Source organism: Salinibacterium sp. NYA9b (assembly GCF_976973725.1).
On sequence record NZ_OZ333476.1, the window covers coordinates 48315 to 72445 of the forward strand.

Annotated in this window: 25 protein-coding genes; 16 read left to right on the plus strand and 9 right to left on the minus strand. The window is 63.3% G+C overall.

Features of this window, described 5'->3' with window-relative positions; genetic code table 11:
* The first annotated feature begins 2 nt into the window (after positions 1-2).
* The 7 genes from ACWFSR_RS00230 to ACWFSR_RS00260 all read left to right on the plus strand — a co-directional run bounded on the left by ACWFSR_RS00230 (position 3) and on the right by ACWFSR_RS00260 (position 5727).
* Entirely contained in the window at positions 3-596 is a 594-nt protein-coding gene (locus tag ACWFSR_RS00230; RefSeq protein WP_447522760.1) for a DUF624 domain-containing protein, read from the plus strand.
* 4 nt (positions 597-600) lie between these two features.
* Positions 601-1812 carry an MFS transporter gene (locus tag ACWFSR_RS00235; RefSeq protein WP_447522761.1) on the plus strand — a complete coding sequence of 404 codons (1212 nt, stop codon included), beginning with the start codon at positions 601-603 and terminating at the stop codon, positions 1810-1812.
* A 5-nt stretch (positions 1813-1817) separates the two neighbouring features.
* Positions 1818-2327, plus strand: a complete 510-nt coding sequence (locus ACWFSR_RS00240; RefSeq protein WP_447522762.1) for a DoxX family protein — start codon at positions 1818-1820, stop codon at positions 2325-2327.
* A gap of 46 nt (positions 2328-2373) precedes the next feature.
* A complete protein-coding gene (locus ACWFSR_RS00245; RefSeq protein ID WP_447522763.1) occupies positions 2374-3429 on the plus strand; it encodes a type III polyketide synthase in 1056 nt (351 codons plus the stop codon).
* A gap of 2 nt (positions 3430-3431) precedes the next feature.
* Positions 3432-3962, plus strand: coding sequence for an isoprenylcysteine carboxyl methyltransferase family protein (locus ACWFSR_RS00250; protein WP_197109147.1), 531 nt, complete (start codon positions 3432-3434; stop codon positions 3960-3962).
* The gene (locus ACWFSR_RS00255; protein ID WP_447522764.1) at positions 3959-5164 is read left to right on the plus strand and encodes an NAD(P)/FAD-dependent oxidoreductase; all 1206 of its coding nucleotides are present in this window, start codon (positions 3959-3961) and stop codon (positions 5162-5164) included. Before ACWFSR_RS00250 ends, ACWFSR_RS00255 begins: the two co-directional genes overlap by 4 nt.
* 155 nt (positions 5165-5319) lie before the next feature.
* Positions 5320-5727: a hypothetical protein gene (locus ACWFSR_RS00260; RefSeq protein ID WP_447522765.1), complete on the plus strand. Its 408-nt coding sequence runs from the start codon at positions 5320-5322 to the stop codon at positions 5725-5727.
* A gap of 48 nt (positions 5728-5775) precedes the next feature.
* Here ACWFSR_RS00260 and ACWFSR_RS00265 read toward each other — a convergent pair whose 3' ends face one another.
* Genes ACWFSR_RS00265 through ACWFSR_RS00275 form a run of 3 tightly spaced genes read right to left on the minus strand, consistent with a single transcriptional unit; the run spans position 5776 to position 8632 of the window.
* Positions 5776-6438 (minus strand): HAD hydrolase-like protein, encoded by a 663-nt coding sequence (locus tag ACWFSR_RS00265; protein WP_447522766.1) that lies wholly within the window; start codon positions 6436-6438, stop codon positions 5776-5778.
* A gap of 31 nt (positions 6439-6469) precedes the next feature.
* Positions 6470-7165: an endonuclease NucS gene (nucS, locus tag ACWFSR_RS00270; RefSeq protein WP_197106926.1), complete on the minus strand. Its 696-nt coding sequence runs from the start codon at positions 7163-7165 to the stop codon at positions 6470-6472.
* 48 nt (positions 7166-7213) lie between these two features.
* Positions 7214-8632: an MFS transporter gene (locus ACWFSR_RS00275; protein WP_197106927.1), complete on the minus strand. Its 1419-nt coding sequence runs from the start codon at positions 8630-8632 to the stop codon at positions 7214-7216.
* A gap of 75 nt (positions 8633-8707) precedes the next feature.
* On the opposite strand from ACWFSR_RS00275, the gene ACWFSR_RS00280 reads away from it, so the two are divergent.
* Together ACWFSR_RS00280 and ACWFSR_RS00285 are read left to right on the plus strand one after the other, a co-directional pair.
* A complete protein-coding gene (locus ACWFSR_RS00280; protein ID WP_447522767.1) occupies positions 8708-10675 on the plus strand; it encodes a M13 family metallopeptidase in 1968 nt (655 codons plus the stop codon).
* The gene (locus ACWFSR_RS00285; RefSeq protein ID WP_197106929.1) at positions 10669-11583 is read left to right on the plus strand and encodes a serine hydrolase; all 915 of its coding nucleotides are present in this window, start codon (positions 10669-10671) and stop codon (positions 11581-11583) included. The genes ACWFSR_RS00280 and ACWFSR_RS00285 overlap by 7 nt, the downstream gene beginning before the upstream one ends.
* Positions 11584-11597: 14 nt before the next feature.
* Here ACWFSR_RS00285 and ACWFSR_RS00290 read toward each other — a convergent pair whose 3' ends face one another.
* From ACWFSR_RS00290 to ACWFSR_RS00315, 6 genes are all read right to left on the minus strand, one after another.
* Positions 11598-12692, minus strand: a complete 1095-nt coding sequence (locus ACWFSR_RS00290) for a DUF2510 domain-containing protein (protein ID WP_447522768.1) — start codon at positions 12690-12692, stop codon at positions 11598-11600.
* A 68-nt stretch (positions 12693-12760) separates the two neighbouring features.
* Positions 12761-13120, minus strand: coding sequence for a hypothetical protein (locus ACWFSR_RS00295; RefSeq protein ID WP_197106931.1), 360 nt, complete (start codon positions 13118-13120; stop codon positions 12761-12763).
* Positions 13121-13170: 50 nt separating this feature from the next.
* Positions 13171-13590, minus strand: coding sequence for a roadblock/LC7 domain-containing protein (locus ACWFSR_RS00300; protein ID WP_197106932.1), 420 nt, complete (start codon positions 13588-13590; stop codon positions 13171-13173).
* Complete coding sequence (locus ACWFSR_RS00305; protein ID WP_197106933.1) at positions 13590-14165, minus strand: GTP-binding protein; 576 nt, start codon at positions 14163-14165, stop codon at positions 13590-13592. The genes ACWFSR_RS00300 and ACWFSR_RS00305 overlap by 1 nt, the downstream gene beginning before the upstream one ends.
* A 259-nt stretch (positions 14166-14424) precedes the next feature.
* Positions 14425-15057 (minus strand): GNAT family N-acetyltransferase, encoded by a 633-nt coding sequence (locus ACWFSR_RS00310; protein WP_447522769.1) that lies wholly within the window; start codon positions 15055-15057, stop codon positions 14425-14427.
* 53 nt (positions 15058-15110) lie between these two features.
* Positions 15111-16346 carry a glutamyl-tRNA reductase gene (locus ACWFSR_RS00315; RefSeq protein WP_197106935.1) on the minus strand — a complete coding sequence of 412 codons (1236 nt, stop codon included), beginning with the start codon at positions 16344-16346 and terminating at the stop codon, positions 15111-15113.
* A 17-nt stretch (positions 16347-16363) separates the two neighbouring features.
* On the opposite strand from ACWFSR_RS00315, the gene hemE reads away from it, so the two are divergent.
* Genes hemE through hemL form a run of 7 tightly spaced genes read left to right on the plus strand, consistent with a single transcriptional unit; the run spans position 16364 to position 23916 of the window.
* Positions 16364-17422, plus strand: a complete 1059-nt coding sequence (hemE, locus tag ACWFSR_RS00320; protein ID WP_197106936.1) for a uroporphyrinogen decarboxylase — start codon at positions 16364-16366, stop codon at positions 17420-17422.
* 4 nt (positions 17423-17426) lie between these two features.
* Entirely contained in the window at positions 17427-18731 is a 1305-nt protein-coding gene (locus tag ACWFSR_RS00325; RefSeq protein ID WP_447522770.1) for a protoporphyrinogen/coproporphyrinogen oxidase, read from the plus strand.
* A gap of 56 nt (positions 18732-18787) precedes the next feature.
* On the plus strand, positions 18788-19468 hold the full coding sequence (hemQ, locus tag ACWFSR_RS00330) for a hydrogen peroxide-dependent heme synthase (RefSeq protein WP_197109140.1): 681 nt from the start codon (positions 18788-18790) through the stop codon (positions 19466-19468).
* Positions 19465-20634 carry a ferrochelatase gene (locus tag ACWFSR_RS00335; RefSeq protein ID WP_197106939.1) on the plus strand — a complete coding sequence of 390 codons (1170 nt, stop codon included), beginning with the start codon at positions 19465-19467 and terminating at the stop codon, positions 20632-20634. Before hemQ ends, ACWFSR_RS00335 begins: the two co-directional genes overlap by 4 nt.
* Positions 20631-21545 (plus strand): hydroxymethylbilane synthase, encoded by a 915-nt coding sequence (gene hemC, locus ACWFSR_RS00340; protein WP_197106940.1) that lies wholly within the window; start codon positions 20631-20633, stop codon positions 21543-21545. Before ACWFSR_RS00335 ends, hemC begins: the two co-directional genes overlap by 4 nt.
* Complete coding sequence (gene hemB, locus ACWFSR_RS00345; protein ID WP_447522771.1) at positions 21542-22537, plus strand: porphobilinogen synthase; 996 nt, start codon at positions 21542-21544, stop codon at positions 22535-22537. Before hemC ends, hemB begins: the two co-directional genes overlap by 4 nt.
* Positions 22534-23916, plus strand: coding sequence for a glutamate-1-semialdehyde 2,1-aminomutase (hemL, locus tag ACWFSR_RS00350; RefSeq protein ID WP_447522772.1), 1383 nt, complete (start codon positions 22534-22536; stop codon positions 23914-23916). Before hemB ends, hemL begins: the two co-directional genes overlap by 4 nt.
* Positions 23917-24131: the final 215 nt, after the last annotated feature.

Here is a 24131-nt window from a genome sequence, read left to right on the forward strand (position 1 = left end):
GCATGCTGACCGCGCTCACCTATCCGGGCAACATTTTTCTGGGTTCGCTTGCGGTGCTGGTTCTCTCGCTCGGCATCATCACGGTGCTTCCTGCTGCGATTGCTCTGGCGCGAGCGTTCGCACACTGGATTGTCGACAACGACGACAAGGTCTTCTCGAACACCTTCCGGGAGTTTCGTGACACGTGGCGTCGCACGCTCGGCCTCGGCATCATCGCGACCGTGGTGCTTGCGATCATGGTCGGCGATGGCGTCTTCTTGGCGTACCAACTGGCCCAGGGCGGCGGCTCGATCGCGCTGATGCTCAGTGCCGCCGTCATCCCGGTGGCTGCTGGCGTGTGCGTATTGTTCGTCGCCACGACCGCCGCCGCGACCCTCAGCCCGGAAGCGGATGCTCGCACCTGGGTACGGGAGGGATTCCTGTTGATGCTGCAGCATCCGCGTCGCGCACTCTTCGTTTCGTTCACGATTGCGGTGACTCTCGTGGTGTCGATTCTGCTTCCGACGATCGCGCCCTTCGCTGCAATCGCGCTGCCGGTCTACGTGGGCGTGCGGGCGTGGGGCCCGAAGCCTCCCGTCAACGACGAACAGGATTAGGGGAGTGGCGAAACGCCCGCCGATCTCGTTTGCGCTGAAGGTTCTCTATGGCGACACCTTCACGATGGCCGTCGGTTTTTACATGCTCGTGCCGCTGCTGGCGTATCACTTTCTGCAAGATCTGACCCTCACGATCGCGGTCGTCGCAGCCCTCACGGCACTCCGTACGGCAGCCCAAAACGGGATGATGCCGATCGCCGGGTGGGTTGCTGACCGCATCAACTTTCGCCGCGCCATCCTGATCGGGGTATTGGTTCGGGCGCTGGGCTTCGCGATGCTCGGCACTGTCGAGTCGATTCCGCTGCTAGTAGTGGCATCGATCTTTACCGGGCTGGGCGGTGCCCTCTTTCACCCCGCAAGCTATTCGGCCTATGCCGCTCTGACAACCGGCGGCGACCGGGTGCGGGTGTATTCGACTCGCGAAGTCGTCAGCAACGTCGGCTTCATTGTTGGCCCCATCATCGGTGGTTTTCTCGCCGGCGCCGACTTTGCCTTCGTGAGTTTGTCGGCGGCGGCGATGTTCGTGATCGCGTTCATCATCAGCGCCTTCGGTTTGCCGCACCCGAGCGACGAAGAGCGGGCCCGCACGCCTCCGCGCTTGAGAGTGGCCTTCGCAGATGCCGCATTCCTGCGTTACTGCGCGCTCGTCGCGGGTACCGCGGTGCTCATCGCGCAGTTCTATCTCGTGATCCCGTTCCGAGCTGCCGAGTTCACCTCGGGGCCGTCTGACCTCGGCTTCATCTATTCGGGGGCGGCCGTGGTGATGGTGATCACGATGCTGCCGCTCACGGGTGCCGCCAATCGTTTCCTGCCCGACCGCATCACGCTCGCCGGTGCTACCGCCTGTCTCGGCGCAGGCGTCGGGCTCATGGGGCTGTCGACCAATCTGGTCGGGATGCTCGTGGGCGTCGCCGTGTTCATCGTCGGCCAGATGCTGGTGCAGCCCGTGCTCAACGCCACGGTGTCTCGCTTCGCCCCCGACGGTTCCGTCGCCAGCTACTTCGGAGTGCAGGGCCTCGCGAACGCGATCGGAGGCGCGGTCGGAAGCGGCTCGGCCGGTGTGATTTACGCCCTCGCCGACTCCGGTGAGCCGGGAGCCGAATGGGTGTGGCTGACGTATCCCGCGTGGGCGATCCTCGTCGCCATTATGTTCGTCATCTTTGGGCCGCGGGCGGCTTCAGGCTCGGCAGACTCTAAGCCGAGCGCACCAAGATAGGGAAGATGGAGCCGACACCACCCCGCGAGCAGATCGAAGTCGCGTCTGTTAGAGATTCAACCGCGCCCACCGAGCCATCCCGTGCCAGCCGCATCGGCCGCCGCATCGGACGTATCGCGCTTGGCGCATCCCTCGTGTTCGCCGGCATCGGCCATCTCACTTTTGCGCGCGAAGACTTTCAGGCGCAAGTGCCGGATTGGCAACCGTTTGACCAAGACTTTGTGGTCGTGGCATCCGGAGTCGTTGAGATTGCGCTCGGCAGTGCACTCATCTTCACCAAGAAATACCGCCCCTACGTGGGCTGGGTCGCGGCGGCATTCTTCATCGCTATCTACCCCGGCAACATCTCGCAGCTCGTGAATCAGGTTGACTCACTCGGTCTCGACACTGACCTCAAACGCTGGATTCGGATGCCGTTCCAGCCCGTGCTTGTTCTCTGGGCGCTCTGGTCGACCGGCGCCTGGCGCGCGTGGCGTGCCTATCGCCGCAACGACGGCCGCAGCTTCGGTGCGTGATAACTTCACAGAATGGGCAGAGTCACTGGATGAGTGGAGTCGCTGAATGAGCAGGATCGCGGCAGTCGCCCCGGTAGTGCCCGAATATAGCTACACGCAGGCCGAAATGACCGGCATGCTCGCGCCGCTGTTGGCCGAGAATCCTCGCCATGAGGCCGTGATTGAGCGGATGCACGGAGCCAGTGGCATCGACCGTCGCCACATGGCGCTTCCACTCGAGCGGTATCCCGAACTCGGCAGTTTTCGCGAAACGAACGATGAGTTCATCCGCGTCTCGACCGAGCTGCTTGAGCGTGCACTGACCACCGCGCTCGCGGATGCCGGCCTCGCCCCGAGCGATGTCGACTTCGTCTTCTTCACTTCCGTCACCGGCATTGCGGCGCCGTCGATCGACGCGCTGCTGATCCCGCGCTTGGGGCTACGCCCCGACGTGAAACGGGTTCCCTCGTTTGGCCTGGGCTGCTTGGCGGGAGCCGCGGGCTTGGCCCGCGTGCATGACTATTTGGTCGGGCATCCGGATGAGGTCGGCGTTCTGCTGAGCGTCGAGCTGTGCTCGCTCACCCTGCAGCGCGATGACCACACCATGGCCAACTTTGTTGCCACCGGCCTCTTCGGCGACGGTGCCGCAGCGGTCGTGATGGTGGGGGAGAACCGCAGCGAACCGGGCCCGCGCGTGATCGACACCCGCAGCACGTTCGTTGCCGACAGTCACGACGTGATCGGCTGGAACGTGGGTGGCACCGGTTTCGAGATCGTGCTGAGCGCGGGCGTGGCCGACGTAATTCAGAACAGCTTCCCGGGCGAGGTCAGCGACTTTCTGGGCCGCAACGGTCTGACGATCGCCGACATCGACACGTGGATCGCGCATCCGGGTGGTCCGCGCGTGCTCGAAGCGTTCGAGAGTTCGCTTGGGCTCGAGCGCAGCGACCTGCAGTCGAGTTGGGATTGCCTCGCTCGCGTCGGCAACCTGTCGTCGGCGGCCGTGCTGCATGTGCTGGCGGATGCGCTGCACTCCAACCCGGCGCCAGCCCCCGGCAGTCACGCTCTCGCCTTCGCTCTCGGGCCAGGCGTGAGCGCCGAATTCGTTCTCTTGGAGTGGTGAGTATGACCGTCATTGCCTACATCGCCCTCATCGTGGGCACGAGCATGGAGCGCCTCTATGAGCTGCGCATCTCGAAGCGCAATGCCGCCGCAGCCTTCGAGCGCGGCGGTCGCGAGTATGGGCAGAAGCATTTTCCGTGGATGGTGGCCCTGCACACCGGGCTGCTGATTGCTTGCGTCGTCGAAGTGATCGTCGCCGACCGCCCCTTCCTGTTGTGGCTCGGAATTCCGATGCTCGTGATCACTCTGCTGAGCCAGGCGGCACGCTACTGGATCATCAACTCGCTCGGCGCTCAGTGGAACACGCGCGTGATCGTGGTGCCCGGAGCCGGCCGCGTGCAGAACCGCGGACCGTACAAGCTGACGTGGTTGCCGCATCCGAACTATCTGGTTGTCGCGATCGAGGGCATCGCGTTGCCGCTCGTGCACACCGCCTGGGTCACGGCGATTGTCTTCACCGTGCTGAATGCGGTGCTGCTGTTGGCGTTCCGCATCCCGACCGAAAACCGGGCCCTGCGCGAACTGACGCCATGAGCGCGGCGGGCGCGGATGCGGTTGCTACAGGTGCGGCCGATGATGTTGTGGCAGAACCGAGCGCTTCGCCAGTCGTCGACGTTCTCGTCGTCGGTGGCGGGCCGATCGGTCTCGCCGCCGCCATCAACGCGCGGATGCACGGCCTCACCGCGCTCGTGATCGAACCCCGCACCGGCAGCATCGACAAAGCCTGCGGCGAGGGAGTCATGCCGGGAGCCGTCACCGAACTCGCCGCCCTCGGGGTTCACCCGCACGGGCGCAGGATCGCGGGCATCAGCTATCAAGACGGCACCCGCACGGCCGAACACCGTTTCGCCTCGGATGCCGCGCTCGGCGTTCGTCGCACCGAACTGCACCGGGCGCTCAGCGAACGAGCGGTTGAGCTCGGCGTCGAGTTCGACCACGGCAAGGTCGAGGCGATTGAGCAGCCTGGCGACGGGGCGCAGATGGGTATCCGGAGCCGCAGTGCGAACCGTGAAGTAAGCGGGCGGAGTGGCGCGAAGGCGCAAGCGAGCGCGAGCGCGGTATCCGCGCACCTCGCTGACGGTCGCACCATCGAGGGGCGGTGGATGCTCGGCTGCGATGGTCTGCACTCCACAGTGCGTGAGCTGGTCGGCCTGGCCGCGCGCCCTCGCCGCGTGAGGCGACGTGATTCTCGGCGGTTCGGCATCCGGCAGCACTTTGAGGTTGCTCCGTGGACTGATCTCGTGGAGGTGCATTGGGCGCCGAATGCCGAGCTGTATGTCACGCCGGTGAGCGATACCGAAGTGGGTATTGCGGTGCTGGGCCCGCGTGGAACGTCGTTCGAGGAGGCGTTGGCGAGTGTGCCGGCGCTCGCCGAACGACTGCGCGGGGCGACGCCGGCGTCAAGCGTGCGGGGTGCTGGTCCGCTATTGCAGAACACGACCGGGCAGCGTGCGGGCCGAGTGCTGCTCGTGGGCGACGCCGCTGGCTATGTCGATGCGATCACGGGGGAGGGCATCCGCTTAGGGCTGGCGGAGGCGCGCGCCGCAATCGAGTGCATAGTCGCCGGCGAACCCGAACGCTACGAACGCGAGTGGCGTCGAGTGACCCGCGACTTCCGGCTGCTCACCACCGGGCTCGTGGCGGCCGCGAGCTCACCGCTGCGCCGAGCCATCGTGCCGTTCGCCGCGCGGTTGCCCGGTGTCTACGGTCGTGTGGTGGAAAGCCTCGCGAGGTAGAGGGCCCGGCGAGGTAGCAGCAGAGACTACCGGTGAGCATCCAACCCACAAATATGATTTTTTCTCTGTAAACCTGCTGAATCGCATTGACGGTCTTCAGGCCGCGACGTACTTTGAGACAAGACCACGTTCCTGCGGCAAAGAAAGAGACAGCGATGTCAATGATGCGCACATCACACCGAATCTCGATCGCGCTCATTGCCGCAGTCGCCGCGGCGACTCTCGCTGGCTGCACGTCCGAGGGTCCTCGAACAATTGCCCAGCCAGACCTTCCTCCGGTAGAAACTGCGCAGCGTGCCGAAGAGCAGGCTGATGCAGCGTTGGAGAGGTTGCTGGAGTTGTATCCCGACGTCGAAGTGCCTGAGGCATCGTTCGTACGTTTTGTCACGATCGAAGAGTTACCGATCGCCCGTGCCGACTGTCTCAGCTCTCACGGATTCGACGTTACGGTCGAGGACGGCGGCATCGGTTGGGAAGAGACTGAAGACTTCGACAAAGAGAAGTTCTATGCGGTGCAGTACCTCTGCGAAATCAAATACCCGCTTGACCCTAAATTCGGGTAGTCGGAGCAGCGCTCGTGCCGGTGCGGGCCGAAACCCGGTCGCTACCCGCTAGCTAGGAAGCAGCAGCGGCAGCAGTTCTTCTGCCTTCGACACCACAGCGATGGAGCCGTCGGATTCGCCGGGGTTGCCGTAACCCCAGTCGACATAAATCGTGGGGATGTTGTGCTCGGCAGCACCCTCGATGTCGTAGAAGCGGTCACCGATCATCACCGGGTTGCTGACGTCGGCACCGATCATCTTCAGACGGGTGATGGCCTCGGCCACCACATCTTTCTTGGCGCTACGAATCTCATCGATCGAGGCGCCTGCCATCACGCGGAAGTACTGCGTGAGGTTCGCATGATCCAGAATCACGGATGCCGGAAACTCGGGCTTCGAGGTGGCCAGCGACAGCGGAATCCCGCTCGCGTGCAGCGTCTTCAGCACCTCGGGAATGCCGGGGAAGATGTCGCTTCCGTTGGCGCTGTTGCCCTCCATGTAATGGCGGCGGTAGATCGAGAGTGCCTGCGCCGCTTCAACGGGCGTGAACCCGGCGCGGTCACGGAACGAGTCCACAATGGGCGGGCCAACGTAGGCGCGCAGCTCATCAGCGGAGGGAACGGGGTAGCCCATTTCCTCAAACATGTAGGCGAGCGACGCCGTGATTCCGGGCGCCGAGTCAGCGATCGTGCCGTCGAGGTCAACGAGAATGCAAGTCCAGTTATTAGCCATTTGTTACCAGCCTAAGGCGCGCGCCTGAATACTAGAACAATCGCATGTTGGGGTCGTCGAGGCCGCGCATTTCGTCGTAGTCCAACAGCACACAGCGGATGCCGCGGTCCTTCGCGAGCGTGCGTGCCTGTGGCTTGATTTCCTGGGCGGCAAAAATGCCCGTGACGGGAGCCAGCAGTGGGTCGCGGTTCATCAGCTCGAGGTAGCGCGTCAGCTGCTCGACACCATCGATGTCGCCGCGGCGCTTGAGCTCCACGGCAACACTCGCGCCCTTCTCGTCGGTCGCAAGAATGTCGACCGGCCCAATGGCGGTCATGTATTCGCGGCGCACGAGGCGGTAGCCGTCACCCAAAATATCGATGTGCTCGGCCAGCAACTTCTGCAGGTGAGCCTCGACACCATCCTTTTGCAGTCCGGGGTCGACGCCTAGCGCGTGGCTTGAATCGTGCAGGATTTCGTGAATAGAGACGATGAGCATGTCAGCCGACTTGGTGTGGGCGACCTTCCAGATCTCGGTGACTCCGGCATCCGACTGCTCGGCTTCGGGCTCAAGGGTGGAAAGCACGCAGGGCGGGCTCATCCAGTTGAGCGGCTTGTACGAGAGCGCATCGGAGTGCACGAGCACACTGCCGTCGGCCTTCAGCAACAGCAGTCGCGTCGCGAGGGGCAGGTGGGCACTGAGGCGTCCGGCGTAATCAACGGAGCATTTGGCTATGACAAGTCGCACCCGATGAGCCTAACGGTGTGCGGCAGGCAGTTGCTATTTGCTGCCGCGCTATTTGCCGGGGCGCTTGCGCTTGAACTTGCCGAGACCCCGCCGCGCGTTCTCCCGCTGCGCTTCTTCGATCTGCTCGGGAGTGATGACGAAGTGCATTTCGGTCGTCGCCATACTGACGGCAGCGGATGTTGGACCCGGCGAAGAGAAGTCGATGTAGGTGTACGCGTGGCGGCCTGCCAACTCGCGGGCGTACGGCGAAAGCAGCCCGGAAATAATCGCGAGAACGACGATGAGTAGCAGCGCGTTCAGCACGCCGACTTGGTCGCTCAGCACACCAATCATGGGCGGTCCGATGAGGGTCGAAGCGTACGCAATCGTCGCGACGGCGGTGACTCTGGCGGTGGCGCGCTTGGGGTCGTCGGCGGCGGCCGAGATTCCCACGGGGAATCCGAGCGCAGCACCTGCGCCCCACAGCGCGGTGCCCACAACCGCGAGCCAGACAACGGGCGAGAAAATGACGAGCAGCAGGCCGGCAGCGGCTAGGCCAGCGGATGTCCGCAGCACGGGAACGCGACCGAAGCGGTCGAGGGCGCGAACTCCGAAGAAGCGGGTCGCGGTCATTGCTGTCACGAAGACACCGAAAATCAGGGTGCCGAAGGCGTTGGAGATTTCGTAGCCATCAACCATGGCGAGAGCGAGCCAGTCGATTGCGGAGCCTTCAGCAAATGCCATCCCGAGCACGATGATGCCGATCAGGATGGTGCGTGGTTCGAGCCAGACGCTCTTGAGCTTCGGCGCGGTCAGCTCTCCCGCGGCGATCTTCATCTCGACGGTGTTGGGCGGGGGATCCGCCAGGCGCTCCGGAAGGATGAACGCGGAAACGACCAGTGCGGTGATCAGCACGATGATCGACACCACGATCAGGTGGGTGGCGAGAGGAACGTGCAGGGCTTCCGCCGCGGCTCCGAACCCAGCCCCGGCCATCGTTCCGAGACTGTAGAACCCGTGGAGCGTTGGCATGCTCGAGCGACCGAGCAGCCGTTCGTTGGCGGTGCCCGACAGGTTGATGGCAACGTCGTACGTGCTGAAGGCCAAGCCGAACACGGCGAGCGAGATCACCGCGCCGAAGAAGCTTCCGACGAGCCCGATGATGATCGCGGTGGCCGCTAGTGACGCGACAAACAGCACGACGCACGCGCGCACGACGATCTTTGCGCCGAATCGTTCGACCAACTTGCCCGCGACGACAAGCCCCAGAAGGGAACCGATGGCGAGCCCAAACAGCAGCACGCCGATTTCGGAGTGACTGGCATCGAAGGTGTCGCGAACGGTCGGGATGCGACCTACCCAACTGGCAAAAGAGAAGCCAGCGAGGGCGAAGAGGGTTGCAATCGCGTTGCGCCACGAAAGCACTTGGTGGGTGGTGAGGCCGTGGGGAAGAGATGGTGGTGTGGCGGCCGAGTCAGAGGCTGTCATCGCTTAAGTGTAGGGCTATCCACTGGTCTCAGATTCGCAGCGAATCCTTGTAAAGAACGCTCTAGGCTGGGGTGCATGAGTGTCGAATCGTCATTGCCTTCCGGAATTGCCGTCAACGATCTTGATGAGAAGGTGCGCCCTCAAGACGATCTCTTCCGCCATGTGAATGGTGCCTGGATTGACCGCACCGAGATTCCGTCGGACAAGGCGCGCTATGGCTCGTTCATGGTGCTGGCCGAAGAGTCGGAAGCCGCTGTGCGCGACATCATCATTGAGTCGCAGTCGGCTGAGCCGGGCACTGAAGCGCGCAAGGTCGGCGACCTCTATGCAAGCTTCCTTGATGAGGCCCGTGCCGACGAGCTCGGGGCTACCCCCATCGCACCGCAGCTTGCCGACGTAGCCGCTGTCGATTCCATCCCCACTCTTCTCAGCACTCTCGGTCGCCTCGAACGCGGCGGCACGAGTGGCTTCTTCCAACTCTTCGTCGACAACGACCCCGGCAACCCCGAGCGCTACCTCGTCTTCCTAGAGCAGGGCGGCCTCGGCCTTCCCGACGAGTCGTACTACCGCGAAGAAAAGTTCGCCGAAATTCTCGCCAAGTACGAAACCTTTATTGAGCGGATGCTCACGCTCGCCGGTCTCGATGCCCCGGCTGAGCGTGCCGGCCGCATCGTCGCCCTCGAAACCGAGATCGCGTCGAAGCACTGGGACAACGTCGCCAACCGCGACAGCGAAAAGACCTACAACCCGATGACGTGGCACGCCGCCAACGACCTCACGGGTTCTGTCGACCTGAACGTGTGGCTCGACGCCATCGATGTTCCCGCCCACTCCTTTGACGAGGTTGTTGTGCGCCAGCCCAGCTTCGCCGAAGGGCTCGAGGCGGTGCTGAGTGACGACCACCTGCAGGCGTGGCGTGACTGGTTGTCGTGGCAGGTCATCCGCAACAACGCCGCCTACCTGTCGGGTGATTTTGTGGAGGCCAACTTCGACTTCTACGGTCGCACGCTGTCGGGCACTCCCCAGCTTCGTGCCCGCTGGAAGCGCGGCGTCTCGCTGGTCGAGGGTGTGCTTGGCGAAGCCGTGGGCAAGATTTACGTTGACCGCCACTTCCCGCCGACGGCCAAGGCGGCGATGGATATTCTCGTCGCTAACCTCGTTGAGGCCTACCGCCAGTCGATTACTCAGCTGGAGTGGATGAGCCCAACCACGCGCGAGCGTGCTCTCAACAAGCTCGACAAGTTCACGCCCAAGATCGGGTTCCCCGAAAAGTGGCGCGACTATTCCACGCTCGAGATCAGCGCGGATGACCTCGCTGGCAACGTGCGTGCGGCCAACGAATTCGAGTTCCAGCGTGAACTCGGCAAGATCGGCAAAGAGCTCGACCGCGACGAGTGGTTCATGACGCCGCAAACCATCAACGCCTATTACAACCCCGGTTTCAACGAGATCGTCTTCCCCGCCGCCATCCTGCAGTACCCCTTCTTCGACGAGGGTCGGGATGACGCCGCCAACTATGCAGCCATCGGTGCCGTTATCGGGCACGAAATCGGTCACGGCTTCGACGACCAAGGTTCCAAATACGATGGCGACGGTCGCCTCATTGACTGGTGGACTCCCGAAGACAAGGCCGCGTTCGAAGAGCGCACCAAGTCGCTCATCGACCAGTACGACGCTCTAGCTCCGGCTCAGGTTCCCGAGCACCACGTCAATGGGTCACTCACGATTGGCGAGAACATCGGCGACCTCGGTGGGCTCGCGATTGCGTGGAAGGCCTACCAAATCTCTCTCGACGGCGCCGAAGCTCCCGTCATCGACGGTCTCACCGGTGCGCAGCGATTCTTCATGTCCTGGGCGCAAGCGTGGCAGCAAAAGGGACGCGACGAAGAGGTAATTCGCTTGCTCGCGATCGATCCTCACTCGCCGAACGAGTTCCGATGCAACCAAATTGTTCGCAATCTTGACGCGTTCTATGAGACATTTAGTGTTACGAAATCCGATTCGTTGTGGCTGGACCCGAAAGATCGCGTCACTATTTGGTAGAGATCGAGCAAACCCGAGAACGCCGGAATCGCATTCGCACCCCCCGAGTTGCGAAGCATGCCGGAACTGGAGAAGTACCCAACTTCACCAGTACCTTTGCCGCGCTTGGAAAACTGAAACTTGCCGATCGCAGCGTGCGCGTATCCGCCAGTGCGGTCGACATCAACACGGGCAAGACGATCCTCAGCATCGACGATCGGGTAGAGCTTCCCACGGCCAGCATCGGCAAGATCCTGTTGCTCATCGAAGTAGCGGCACGATTCGATAGTCGTGACTTTGCGCCCTACGGCATCCTCGACAAAGTTCCCGGAGCCTCCGTCGGTGCTGCAGGGCTGTGGCAGCACTTGCAGGCACCATCACTTCCGGTGGCGGACTTGGCGGCTCTCGTCGGTGCGACCAGCGACAACCTCGCGACCAACATCCTGCTGCGCCTCATTGGGTTGGATGCTGTGCGAGCCCGCACGGAATCCCTCGGCCTCACCAAGACAGCACTTCTCGACCTCGTGCGTGACACTCGCGGTCCCGACGATGCACCCCAGCTTTCCGTCGGCTCCGCCATCGAACTCAGCTGGCTATTCGGAGCCCTCGCCCGTGGCGAAATTGTGAACTCGATCGCCAGCCAGCGCGTGCTCGGTTGGCTCTCGCTCAACACCGATCTGTCGCTCGTGGCGAGTGCGTTCGGGCTTGATCCCCTGGCTCACCGGGGAGCAGACCACAACACACTGCTGGTCAACAAGACCGGAATCGACCAGGGGGTGCGAGCGGAAGCGGGCGCCCTCAGAGGCAACAAGCGCGCGGTCGCGTATGCGGCATCCATTCAATTTGATGACGCCAACCTTCGTTCACGCTTGCGCGTGATTGAAGCGATGCGCACCTTCGGCCTCGACCTGCTGGAGTACGTGCACTAAGACGCACCCCGCGGCTAGCGACTGAATCGTGCCTTCAGTCGAGAGAAGATTCCCTCTTTCGAGGCTTCCGGCTCAGGCATCCGAATCACATCTGCGGTCGTATCGACGGTGTGCGTCAACAGACCCATCAGTTCAAAAGTGGAGACCAGACGACGCGCTTCGTCTTCGGGAACATGCGCGAGTGACGCGAGTTCGGTGATCGTGAGGTAGGCGGCGCCGAGCATTGCGGTCATGCTCATCTGATCGGTCGTGTGCGTGAGCGTGGTGAGGTTTGGCCAGCGACGCAGCTTGAAGCGAGCACCCGAAAGGCTCAACGGATCGAATGACTCGGGCTGAGCCTGCGTGCCAATGAGCCAAATCAGGGGTTCCCAGTCGCGGCCGGCCTCGCTGTGGTGAATCGCGAGCGGGCGAGCGACGGTCTCCACATCACCATCGGTGTTCGTCGCAGAGAGTTTTTCGAGAGGTTGGGCCCACCAGTAGACGCCGCCGCGGGGGTCAATGACCAGGGTGGGGGCGTCGGCGAAGCGGAGTTCCACGAGCGGTTCCGCAGCGGAATGAACGGCTTCGGTGATGGCGCGGTTCAGCGCGTTCCACGTAGCTGCGGGCAGAGCGATATCAACACTGCTAGCGGGACCGGTGCGGCGCTTGCCGGCTGCAGACGCACCGGAGGCGGCATCCGCTCGAGTGTTGTCGTCGTCTATCGGGGTGACGTTGAGAATGTGTGCCGTGGCGCGCGTCGGCTCGTCAGCAGGTGAAGCAGCAGCGGCGACCGTCGATGAGGCTGTGACCGGGATAGGGGCGGTGGCCGTCGCCGTAGTTGTCGTGCCGCCCATTGCGGGCATTGCCGAGGCCATGGAGGCACTCGCGTTCGCATGATCGCGGGCGCTCTTGCGGGCGGCCGGGTGAATGATGAGCACCTCGGGGTCCGCGGCGGTGGCGGGAGCGCTGACGTTGAACTGTTCTTCAGCGATCGTGTCGTTTAGTGGTGTTGGCGAGCTGTCGAGGGCCGAAACGTGCTCGGTCCAAGACGCGGAATCCCACCAGCGAAGTTGCAGAGCGCCAAGCGGGTCGCGGTACCACCCAGCGGGGATACTGGTGCCGTCGGTCATGATGTTTCTTTCTGAGCAGTAAAGCCTGCTGTGGCGGTCATCGAATGACCGCCACAGCGAGTGGATTCTTAGAGGCCGAGGCTGGAGTCGGCGGTCTTGACGTTGATACGTGCAAGCGCGAGGTTCGACTTCGCCTTGTCGAGTACGAAGTAGATGAAGACCTCGGGGTTCGATGCCAACGGGCGGATGATGTGGTACTGGCTCGAGAGCGTGATGAGGATGTCATCGATGGAGTCCTTGAGGCCGAGAGCCTTCATGGTCTTGAGCTTCGCGCGCACAACCTCGGTGTTTCCGGCTGCTGCTGCGTCGAGGTCGATGCCGCTTCCGGCGCTTCCGAGCAGCATGCCCGATCCGCTGTCGACTACTGCGGCAGCCATAGCGCCATCGGTCTCGAGAAGAGCGGCGAGGGTTTCAGTGATGTTTGACATTGTGTTCTCCGTTTAGGTGTCGGGTTGGTGTTACTTCGATGTGATGCTGGTTAAGCAATGAGTTCGGCCATGCGACGCGCGGCGATGCGAGCGATCGAGAGGCCTTTGCCCAAAGTTTCATGAGTATCGAACAGCGCAGCGAGCACGATGGGGTGCCCTTGAACGCGCAGTTGGATGACGTGGCCGAGTTCGGATGCGATGATCACGTACTCGTTGGTGCCGATTTTCAGTTCGTGGGCGACAGCATCGCTGAGTGCTTGCACTGAGCTGGACATGCTGGCGAAGCGTCCGCCATCCGTATGGGTTCCATTGAGGTGAACGATCTCGAAGCCGTCATCGGTGAGCAGCGAAGCAAAGGTGAGTGAGCTCGCAAGATCCTGCATTTCGGCGAGGGTGCGGTTGCCGGCATCGATGTGGACGGGGTTCAGGTGCGACGCAATAGCGGCGACGGGCGTAGGGGTGAGGTTCATTAGATGTTCTCGGAAATCGGTGTCGGGGCAGGTGCAAGGAGTTCACGCATTTCGACGCTGGCAACGAGGGTGAGCAACAGGGTGCGCATCTCTTCGGCATTGCGAGGGTCGACGGTGAACACGGGAATCAGCTGGTCGGGAGACGCAGCGGTAAGTGCGGCCGAGTAGTCGGCAACACTGGGTGTTTCGGAAACATCAGACTTCGTGACACCGATGACGACTGCGCCGCGGGAGTGAAGGTCACGGAAGTCGTTGAGGTATTCGAGAAGCAACGCCACAGAGTCGGGCGCATCATTGTTGATCAGCAGCAGTAGACCACGTGCGCGGCCCGCCAAAATTGACCACATGAAATCGAAGCGCTTTTGCCCCGGAACTCCGTAGAGGCGAACCTTCGTGACATCGTCGATGGTGATCTCGCCGTAGTCAAGCGCCACCGTAGTGGTCTCTTTATCCGCTGTCTCGCGATCCGTGTTGGTAGCCTCGGTCGACACCACATCGATTTCGCTCAGACTGCGAATAGCGGTCGTCTTGCCGGAGCCCATGGGGCCAGCAAACAAAACGACGTGCTCAGACATAGATCTCTTTCGGTTGGTTAGTGGTTCGGAGCGAACGCCTCATCAGATGGGCGTGAAAAATGTGCGAAACGATCGATCATCGTTTGTGGCGTTAATAGAATCGGTGTTGCCCAAAATCTTCACGAGTCCCCACTCGGGGGACGTGAAACTAGAACCCGCAGAAAACTGCACCAGAACGTTCTGTCTGTCCCCTAGTCTGGGTGTGCATTTTCCGCGGAAATTGGGGGAATTCGCAGACTAAGGCGGGGGAGCGGGAGCCTTAACCGGGCGGGTGTGCAGCCCATTCGCGATCGAGAATTGCGTAAATGCCGGTGTCGGCCCACGCGCCCTTGAACCACATATCTTCTACGTGGTGCGCTTCATGCCGCATGCCAAGCGCGAGACACAAGCGAACGGAATCGTCGTTTCGGGGATCCAGATTGGCGAAAACTCGGTGCAGCTTCAGGGTATCGAAAGCGAGATCGAGCAGAGCGGATGCCGCCTCCCGGGCATAGCCCTTGCCCTGAAAATCGGGATGCAGTGCCCAGCCGATCTCAGCGTTCGAATCCTCAGCGCTCTCGATCTTGAAATACAGGGTGCCGATCATCACAGGGCGGCGCTCGCGGTGGTGAGCTGAGCGCACCGCACCCGCAGCAACGGGAGGAACAGCATCCGGAAGCTCAATGGCCAGCTGCACGTAATCGTCAGTCTCCGCGAGCACTTCGCTGACCGTCCACTCGGTGATCTTCTCGATTATCGTGGCCCGGTCGCGGGGCTCGTAGAGCATGTAGGTGGTGAGCTCGGGGTCTGACTGCTGGGTGTGCAGGTCATCGATATCGTGCTCGCTGAGAGTGAGACGGCGCAGCACGAGGCGCTCGGTGTGGAGGGGCGTTGTTGACTCATACGGTTTCATGCGAGCCCCTCATCGTTGTGGGTGGTGCCGAAGGCCAGTATCGCGACCCGTGATTACGCCGTGTGCGGTCGCGCCTGGGCGTCGCTTGCCCGTGCCGTGCGTTCGACCGGGATGTTGTAGAGCGCTGAGAGGGCAGCATCAAACTCTGCGACGCGGCCTTCCGCCGCGAACTCGCGGGCGCGCACCGAAGGGCCGTGCAGTAGAACGCCGCCGAGGTGACGCAGCGCCGAAATGGTTTCGTCGCCGGCTCCGCGAGCAGTGGCGCGAGCAATTTCCGCCTCAAGGAGGGCGAAGTGGTGCTTGCGAAGAGCAACGATGGCTGGCTCCGCCTGGCTTTCGGCAGCGAATTCGTGGGCGGCCGTGCGAACCAGGTCGCGAGCATCCGCGTGCGCGTTCAGCTCTTCGAGCGGTGCGTGCAGGCTAATGGTTTCGAGGTCGAGCAGGTCGACGCCGTCGAGCTGGCCAACCGCGGGGTCAACGTTGCGGGGGAGACCAAGGTCGAGCACGAGGCACTTGCTGGCGGCCGAGAAGCGCTCGGTGCCGAGCACGGCGCTTGCGGTACACGTGACGATGACGTCGACGTCGAAGTCTTCGCTGGGGGTGAGGCCGTGCTTGAGGGCGAAGGCGGCGTCGCGGCCCGAGGGCGAAAAGACGCGAAGGTCGAGTGCGCCCTTGTCGCGCAGGGCGTTGACGGTCGTGACGGCGTAGCGGCCGGTGCCGACGACGAGAACGCTCGCGGTCGACCAGTCAGCGACGCGGCTTGAGGCCAGTTCGAGAGCGAGGCGCACGAGGGACTTGCCTGCCCCGCCGATGGCCGTGTTGTTCTTGATGCCACGACTCGTGTGAGTGGCGCGCTGAAAGAGGCGCTCGAGGTCGCGAGTGGTCGTACCGTCTTTGCGTGCCTGATCGAGCGCGCGGCTGACCTGGCCTGAGATCTCGGCTTCACCGATCACGACGGATTCAAGACCCGAGGTCACCGCGAAGAGGTGAGCTGCGGCATCCGCCCCCTCATGAACGGCGATGGAGGAATGGAGCGTGTCGATGCTGAGGCCGGTGCGCTCGCTCAGTGATTCGAGCAGCGAGCAGACCGTAATGGCCGTGGCGGCAGTGAGCGGTTCCTCGACATCGAGGTAGGCCTCGAAGCGGTTGCAGGTGGCAACCAGAACGGCTCCGGCAACGAAATCATTGTGCGAAACGAGGTCGACGGTGGCCGCCGGGGCGACCTCAGACAGACTTTCGAGTACGTCTAAGCTCGCGTTGCGATGATTCGAGCTAAGACACAGGAGCACAACCTAATGTTAACCCCGTGACTTTGAATTCTGACCACCCACTTCTCGATGGCCGCACAGCTAACTCGCCTATCATCCGGGCCTACCGCGGCGATCGCCCCGAAACCACTCCCGTCTGGTTTATGCGCCAGGCCGGCCGCTCCCTTCCCGAGTACCGCAAACTGCGCGAAGGCAACGAAATGTTGGAGGCGTGCCTCACGCCCGACCTCGCGAGCGAAATCACGATGCAGCCCGTGCGTCGCCACAATGTCGACGCCGCTATTTTCTTCAGCGACATCGTTATCCCCGCCAAGCTTGCCGGCGTTGAGGTCGAGATTGTTCCCGGTCGTGGCCCCGTGTTCGCTAACCCGATTCGTACGGCGGCGGATGTCGCCAAGCTGCACCCGATCGACCCGGCTGCGTTTGCCCCCATCCGCGAGGCTGTCGCGCAAACCGTTGCTCAGCTCGGAACCACCCCGCTGATCGGTTTCGCTGGAGCACCATTCACTCTCGCGTCGTACATGGTTGAGGGTGGCCCGAGCAAAGACCAGCAGCGTGCTCGCACGCTCATGTATTCCGACCCGCAGACCTGGGCGAACTTGCTCAACTGGTGTGCGGATGTCGCTGGCGAATTCTTGATCGCCCAGGTTGAGGCTGGCGCCTCTGCCGTTCAGCTGTTCGACTCCTGGGTCGGCTCGCTCTCCGAGCAGCAGTACGTGCGCCGGGTTGCCCCGCACTCCAAGCGCGTTCTGTCGCACTTGCGCGGTTACGAGGTTCCGAAGGTTCACTTCGGTGTCGGCAGCGGCGAAGTGTTGCAGGCCATGCACGGCATTGGTGCCGACGTCATGGGTGTTGACTGGCGCATCCCGCTCGATGAGGCTGATCGTCGCCTCGGTGGCGGCGTTCCGCTGCAGGGCAACATCGACCCCGCGTTGCTTGGCGCCCCGTGGCATGTGCTCGAAGCGCACGTGCGCGACGTCATGAACCGCGGCCGGGTTGCCCCAGCCCACGTCGTGAATCTCGGCCACGGTGTTGGCCCCGACACTGACCCGGATGTGCTCACCAAGATCGTGGAGCTCGTTCACCAGGAAGGTTAGTGCCGTGAGCACGACAGAATTCACCGTCGTTGGCGGGGGCATTGCCGGCCTCGTTGTGGCGCGTCGCCTCGCGATGGCGGGACGGACCGTGCGTCTCATGGAGGCAAGCGATCATCTGGGCGGCACCGTGGCATCCCACCTTGTCGGCGGCATCAATCTGGATGCCGGAGCCGAAAGCTTCGCCACCCGCGGCGATACTGTTGCCGACCTCGCTCGCGAGCTGGGTCTTGGCGACGACATCGTTTCGCCGAGCGACGAAGGTGCCTGGTTGCAGCCCGTGGATGGCGCGGCCCTCCCGTTGCCCAGCACCGGCATTTTGGGCATTCCGGCGACACCGCTCGACGCGCAGACGATCGCAGTTCTGGGCATGGGCGGCGCTCTGCGTGCGCAACTCGATTCTTTGATTCCGTGGTTCGGAAAGCGCACTGACGTGTCGCTCGGAGCACTCGTTCGTCGCCGCATGGGCAAGGCCGTTGTCGAGAAACTGGTCGCCCCTGTCGTGCACGGCGTGTACTCGCTGCACCCCGACGATCTTCCGCTCGACCGTGTTGCAACGCTCAAGGAACGCCTCGCCCTCCACGGGTCGCTGGCGGCAGCGGTGCGTTCGATGCGCAGCGCGATGCCGGCCGGAACCGCGGTTCAGGGCATCCGGGGCGGCATCAATCGACTCGTCACTGAGTTGGCCGCCGACCTGAAGACCTACGGCGTGATTGTTGAGCTCGACCGGCGCATTGAGAGTGCCGACGAGCTCGCCGACCTTGACGGCACCGTCATTGTGGCCGCTCCCGGCATCCTCGCCCCGGTTCGTGGCCGCACCGTCACGCTCGCAACCCTCGTGCTTGATGCGCCCGCGTTGGATGCCGAACCCCGCGGTTCAGGAGTGCTCGTCGCCCCCGGCTGCACCGCCGTTTCCGCTCGCGCGCTCACCCATGCGACGGCGAAATGGCAGTGGCTGAAAGAGCAGGCGGATGGCCGCCACGTTGTGCGCCTCTCCTACAACGAGGTGCCGGCCGGAGAGTTTGCCGAGGTTGCCCGCCTCGATGCCGAAGTGCTGCTCGGGGTCTCGCTACCGCCAGAGTCGGTCATTGATTTTGCTCGTCGCGAATGGGTTCGCCCGGCCGCGCTCGCCGCCGCTGAGCGCACGGATGGCGTAGTCGTTGTCGGCGAAACTGTCGGCGGAACCGGGCTGGCTGGCATCGTCACGCACTCCAACGCCACGGCCGATCGCCTGCTCGCGCTCGCCGCCGAGGAGCCCGCCACCGAGGCAGCTACCGAGCCCGCCGCCGAGGCAGCCGAAGAGATAGAATAGTTAGGTTCACCTAACTCACGGTATTTTCCCAGTGTGCCCAGAAGGCGCGGGAGAGAATGGAAGACATGACAGACGTCGACGAGTCCACTGAAGTTTTGGGTTACACACTGTGGGCGGTTCTCCGTCGTGATCCGCACCGTCCGGCGCTCGCCGGCAACCTCGACAAGGCCGTGGCCGCTGTCGAGGCTCGCGGAGTGACCATCCGCGGTTTCTATGATGTTTCAGGCATGCGCGCCGACGCCGACATCATGATTTGGTTGCACGGCAGCAACCCCGAAGACATTCAGTGGGCGCTGCGCGAACTGCGTCGCAGCGACCCGCTTGCCTCGTTGCTTCCCACCTGGAACGCCATGGGTGTTCACCGCGACGCCGAGTTCTCGAAGAGCCACATGCCCGCGTTCATGCGCGGCAAAGAGCCAGAAGCCTGGCTCACCGTTTACCCCTTCGTTCGTAGCTACGAGTGGTACCTATTGCCCGACGCCGAGCGCAGCACGATGCTCCGCGACCACGGCATCAAGGGTTCGGAGATGCCCCAGGTTCTCGCCAACACTGTCGCGAGCTTTGCGCTCGGAGACTACGAGTGGATGCTCGCGCTCGAAGCTCCCGAACTCGTCGACCTTGTCGACCTCATGCGTCACCTCCGCCAAACGGATGCCCGCCTTCACGTGCGCGAAGAGGTCCCCTTCTACACGGGCCGCCGCATCACTCTCGACGAGATCTCTGAGGTGCTGGCATGACCCACGTTCTTGGTGCAACGGATGCCGCGGCATCCGGTCCCGAACACGTTGAAGAAGCCGTGGCCTACGACGCCATTCTCCTCGCGAGTTTTGGCGGGCCTGAGGGTCAAGACGATGTCATCCCGTTCCTGCGGAATGTCACGCGCGGACGAGGCATTCCCGAAGAGCGCCTCGAAGAGGTCGCGCATCACTACCGCGCGTTCGGTGGCATTAGCCCGATCAACGACCAGAACCGTGAGTTGAAGGCAGCGCTCGAAGCCGAGCTTGCTCGTCGCGGAATCGACCTGCCCGTGCTGTGGGGAAACCGCAACTGGAACCCCTACTTGAGCGATGCGCTCACCGAGGCCAATGAGCGCGGCTACACGAAGCTCATAGCCGTGGGCACGAGTGCGTACAGCTCGTACTCCAGCTGCCGCCAGTACCGCGAAGACTACGCAATCGCTCTCGAGCAGACCGGTCTCGAAGGCACGATCCAGATCGACAAGGTGCGTCAGTTCTTCGACCACCCCGGTTTCGTTCAGCCGTTCATCGACGGTGTTCGTGACGGTCTCGCTCAGATCGCCGCCAAGGGCATTGCGCCCGAGAAGACGCATGTGCTCTTCACGACCCACTCGATTCCGTCGACGGATGCCGCCAAGAGCGGCCCGGAGTCGCGCGGTTTCGGAGAGGGCGGTGCCTACGCGGCACAGCACCTCGCCGTCTCAGAAGTTGTCATGGCGGCGCAGGCGGAAGACTTTTCCGCCAGCACGCTGCCGGCCCACAGCCTCGTGTATCAGTCGCGCAGTGGCCCGCCCTCGATGCCGTGGCTGGAGCCCGACATCAACGATGCGATTGATGCGCTCGCCGCCGATGGTATCGAAGCGGTCGTTATTGTTCCGGTCGGCTTCATCTCCGACCACATGGAAGTGAAGTGGGATCTCGACACGGAGGCGCTGGAAACTGCGGGAGGCCACAACATGGTTGCCGTTCGCGTTCCTACGCCCGGCGTACATCCGGCGTTCGTCACGGGTCTTATCGACCTCGTGTTGGAGCGCCGCGACGGAGTGCCGGTGGCAGACCGCCCCGCACTAACAACAATCGGCCCCTGGTACGACGTCTGTCGTCCTGGATGCTGTGAAAACGTGCGGCTCGGCTTCAAGCCGGCAGCCGCGGGGGTAGCACCGTGACCGTAATTCGTATTGGCACCAGAGGCAGCACACTCGCAATGGCGCAGACCACCACGGTGGCACGCCAGCTCGAAAGCAAGACCGGCGTCGAGACGGAAATCATTCCGATCTCCACTCAGGGTGACCGTTCAACAGAATCGCTCTCCACGATCGGCGGGCAGGGTGTGTTCGCGAATGCTCTGCGCGAAGCGCTGCTCGCGGGGGAGTGCGATGTTGTCGTGCACTCACTCAAAGATCTTCCGACCGCTCCCGTGCCCGGTCTCACGATCGCGGCCATCCCCAAGCGTGCCGACGAGCGCGATGTGGTGTGTGCTCGCGATGAGCTCACCCTCGCGACGCTGCCCGCTGGTTCCACGGTCGGCACCGGTTCGCCGCGTCGCCAGGCTCAGTTGCGCTCGCTCTACCCCGACCTTGAGGTTGTCGACATTCGTGGCAACATCGATTCACGCCTCGACAAAGTCACCAACGGTGAACTGGATGCCGTCATCCTCGCCGCTGCCGGCCTCGCTCGTGCCGGTCGCTCGGCGGCCGTCACCGAGCACCTTGGCATTTCGGGCTGGCCAACGGCTCCCGGCCAGGGCGCCCTCGCGATCGAAACGCGCACGGGTGAAGAGAAGCTCGCGGCAGTGCTCGACCACAAACCCAGCCGCACGAAGACTGACGCCGAACGCTACGTTCTCGCTTTCCTCGACGCCGGATGCTCGGCTCCTCTCGGAGCGCACGCCGTGATCGACGACGGCCTGTTGTTCTTGGATGCGCGGGTCTACGCCCTCGATGGCTCCCGCTACCTCACCAGCTCGCACGCGCTGTACGTCAACGATGTGGATGACCCGGCGCGCGAGGCAGCACAGCGGGTCGCCGACGATCTTTTGGCACAGGGCGCTGGGGAACTTACCGGGGCACGAGCGTGATCATCCGCCCCCGCCGTTTGCGGTCGAGCCCGGCGATGCGTCGTCTCGTCGCCGAGAACCGCACCCACCCGAACCAGCTCATTCTGCCGATGTTTGTGCGCGAAGGGCTCACCGAGCCTGCCGCGATCAGCTCGATGCCGGGCGTGCAGCAGCATTCGCTCGACTCCATGCGCCGCGCGATTGCCGAAGCCGCCGAGCTGGGTGTCGGTGGCGTGATGCTCTTCGGCGTTCCTGAGCACAAGGATGCCGAAGGCTCGGGGGCAATTGACCCCAACGGAATCCTCAACGTCGCTACGCGCGCGGCCGTCGCCGAGGCCGGTGACGCCCTCGTCGTGCAAACCGATCTCTGCTTGGACGAATTCACCGATCACGGTCACTGCGGTGTGCTGCGCGAGCGCACTCACCCTGTCACTGGCGCGACTGAACTCGTCGTCGACAACGACGCTTCACTCGAGCGTTACCGCGAGATGGGTGTGGCTCAGGCCGAAGCCGGCTCGCAACTGCTCGGGCTCAGCGGCATGATGGACGGCCAAGTTGCCGCCGTGCGCGACGCGCTCGACACCGCCGGCCACACTGACACCCCCTTGCTCGGTTACGCCGCCAAATACGCCTCGGCGTTCTATGGGCCGTTCCGTGAAGCCGTGCAGTCCTCGCTCGTGGGCGATCGCCGTGCCTACCAGCAGAACCCCGCCAACCGCCGCGAGGGCGTGCGCGAAGTCGAACTCGACATCGACGAGGGTGCCGACGTCGTGATGGTGAAGCCCGCCATGAGCTTCCTCGACGTGCTGGCCGACGCCAGCGCCATCAGCAGCGTGCCCGTGTGGGCGTACCAAGTCTCCGGCGAATACGCGATGATCGAAGCCGCCGCAGCGAACGGCTGGATCGACCGCCGCCGCGCTATTGAAGAATCAGTACTCAGCATCCAGAGGGCCGGCGCCGAAGCGGTGCTCACCTACTACGCAACCGAACTTGCAGAATGGCTACGCGAATGAGCGACACCACGTCCAACACCCCGTCCGCACCCGTTACCAACCAGCAGTCGTTCGACCGCGCCCGCGGCGTGCTGCCCGGGGGAGTCAACTCGCCCGTGCGGGCCTTCGGTTCCGTCGGCGGAACGCCCCGTTTCTACGTGAAAGCCTCTGGCTCGTACGTGACGGATGTTGAGGGCCGGTCGTACATCGACCTCGTCAACTCCTGGGGCCCCGCCATCCTCGGCCACGCTCATCCCGAAGTGATCGACGCCGTTCAGCAGGCAGCGTCGCGCGGCCTCGGCTTTGGAGCATCCACTCCCGCTGAGACCGAGCTCGCCGAACTCGTGCGTGCGCGCATCAGCGTCGGGGGAGTCAGCCCGATCGAACGCTTGCGCCTCGTTTCCACCGGCACTGAAGCGACCATGACGGCCATCCGTTTGGTTCGCGGCGCTACTGGTCGTCGCCTGCTCGTGAAGTTCGCCGGGCACTACCACGGTCACTCCGACGGGCTTCTGGCCGAAGCCGGTTCTGGTCTTGCGACGCTCTCGATGCCCGGCTCTGCCGGAGTCACTGCCGAGACCGCAGCCCAAACTCTCGTTATCGAGTACAACAACGTTGCCGCCCTCGAGCAGGTCTTTGCCGAACACGGCCACGACATTGCCGGGATTATCTTCGAGGCCGCCGCCGCGAACATGGGCGTTCTGGCGCCACAACCCGGCTTCAACGAAGCCATCGTGCGCATCGCCCACGAGCACGGCGCCCTCGCCATCAGCGACGAAGTCCTCACGGGCTTCCGCGTCGACCCCGCTGGCTACTGGGGCTTGGATGCTCGCGCCGCCGCCGCAAACCCCGAAGCCCCTGACGCCCGCTGGGTTCCCGACCTCTTCACCTTCGGCAAGGTCATCGGTGGCGGGATGCCGTTGGCCGCTCTGGGCGGTTCGGCTCGCATCATGGAGTTGCTGGCTCCACTCGGCCCCGTCTACCAAGCAGGCACCCTGAGCGGAAACCCGGTCGCCGTCGCCGCGGGCCTCGCTACGCTTCGGCTCGCCGACGACGCCGTGTATTCGCGGCTCAACCAGGTTGCCGAAACGCTTTCAACCGAAACGTCGGACGCACTCTCCGCCGAGGGTGTTGAGCACGTTGTGCAGCACGCGGGCAACCTGTTCTCGTTCGTGTTCAGCGGCGCCGAGCCCATGAACTTTGCCGACGTGAAGGCCCAGCAGGGCTACCGCTACGCACCCTTCTTCCACTCCATGCTGGAGTCGGGGGTGTCACTGCCTCCGAGTGTGTTTGAGGCGTGGTTCGTGTCGGCAGCCCACGACGATGGCGTGGTCTCGAAGATTGTCGAGGCACTGCCCGCCGCCGCGAAGGCTGCCGCCGCGGCATCCGCCCCGCAGTAACAGCGAGAAGGGATGCTGGGCTCGCGTGGGCCCGGAGCGTGATTCCATTCGCCACAATGACTCGTCTGTAAACTCTGTGTGAGTTCTGGACGTTGCCCTATGCCAATCTGAGAATATGCTCCAGACTAGTTACCTGCGATAACAGAAAAAGCTGACCACCGTCTGCAGTTATCGCGAGTATGTTGGAAGAACCAACCGGCAACGAAATGGAGTTC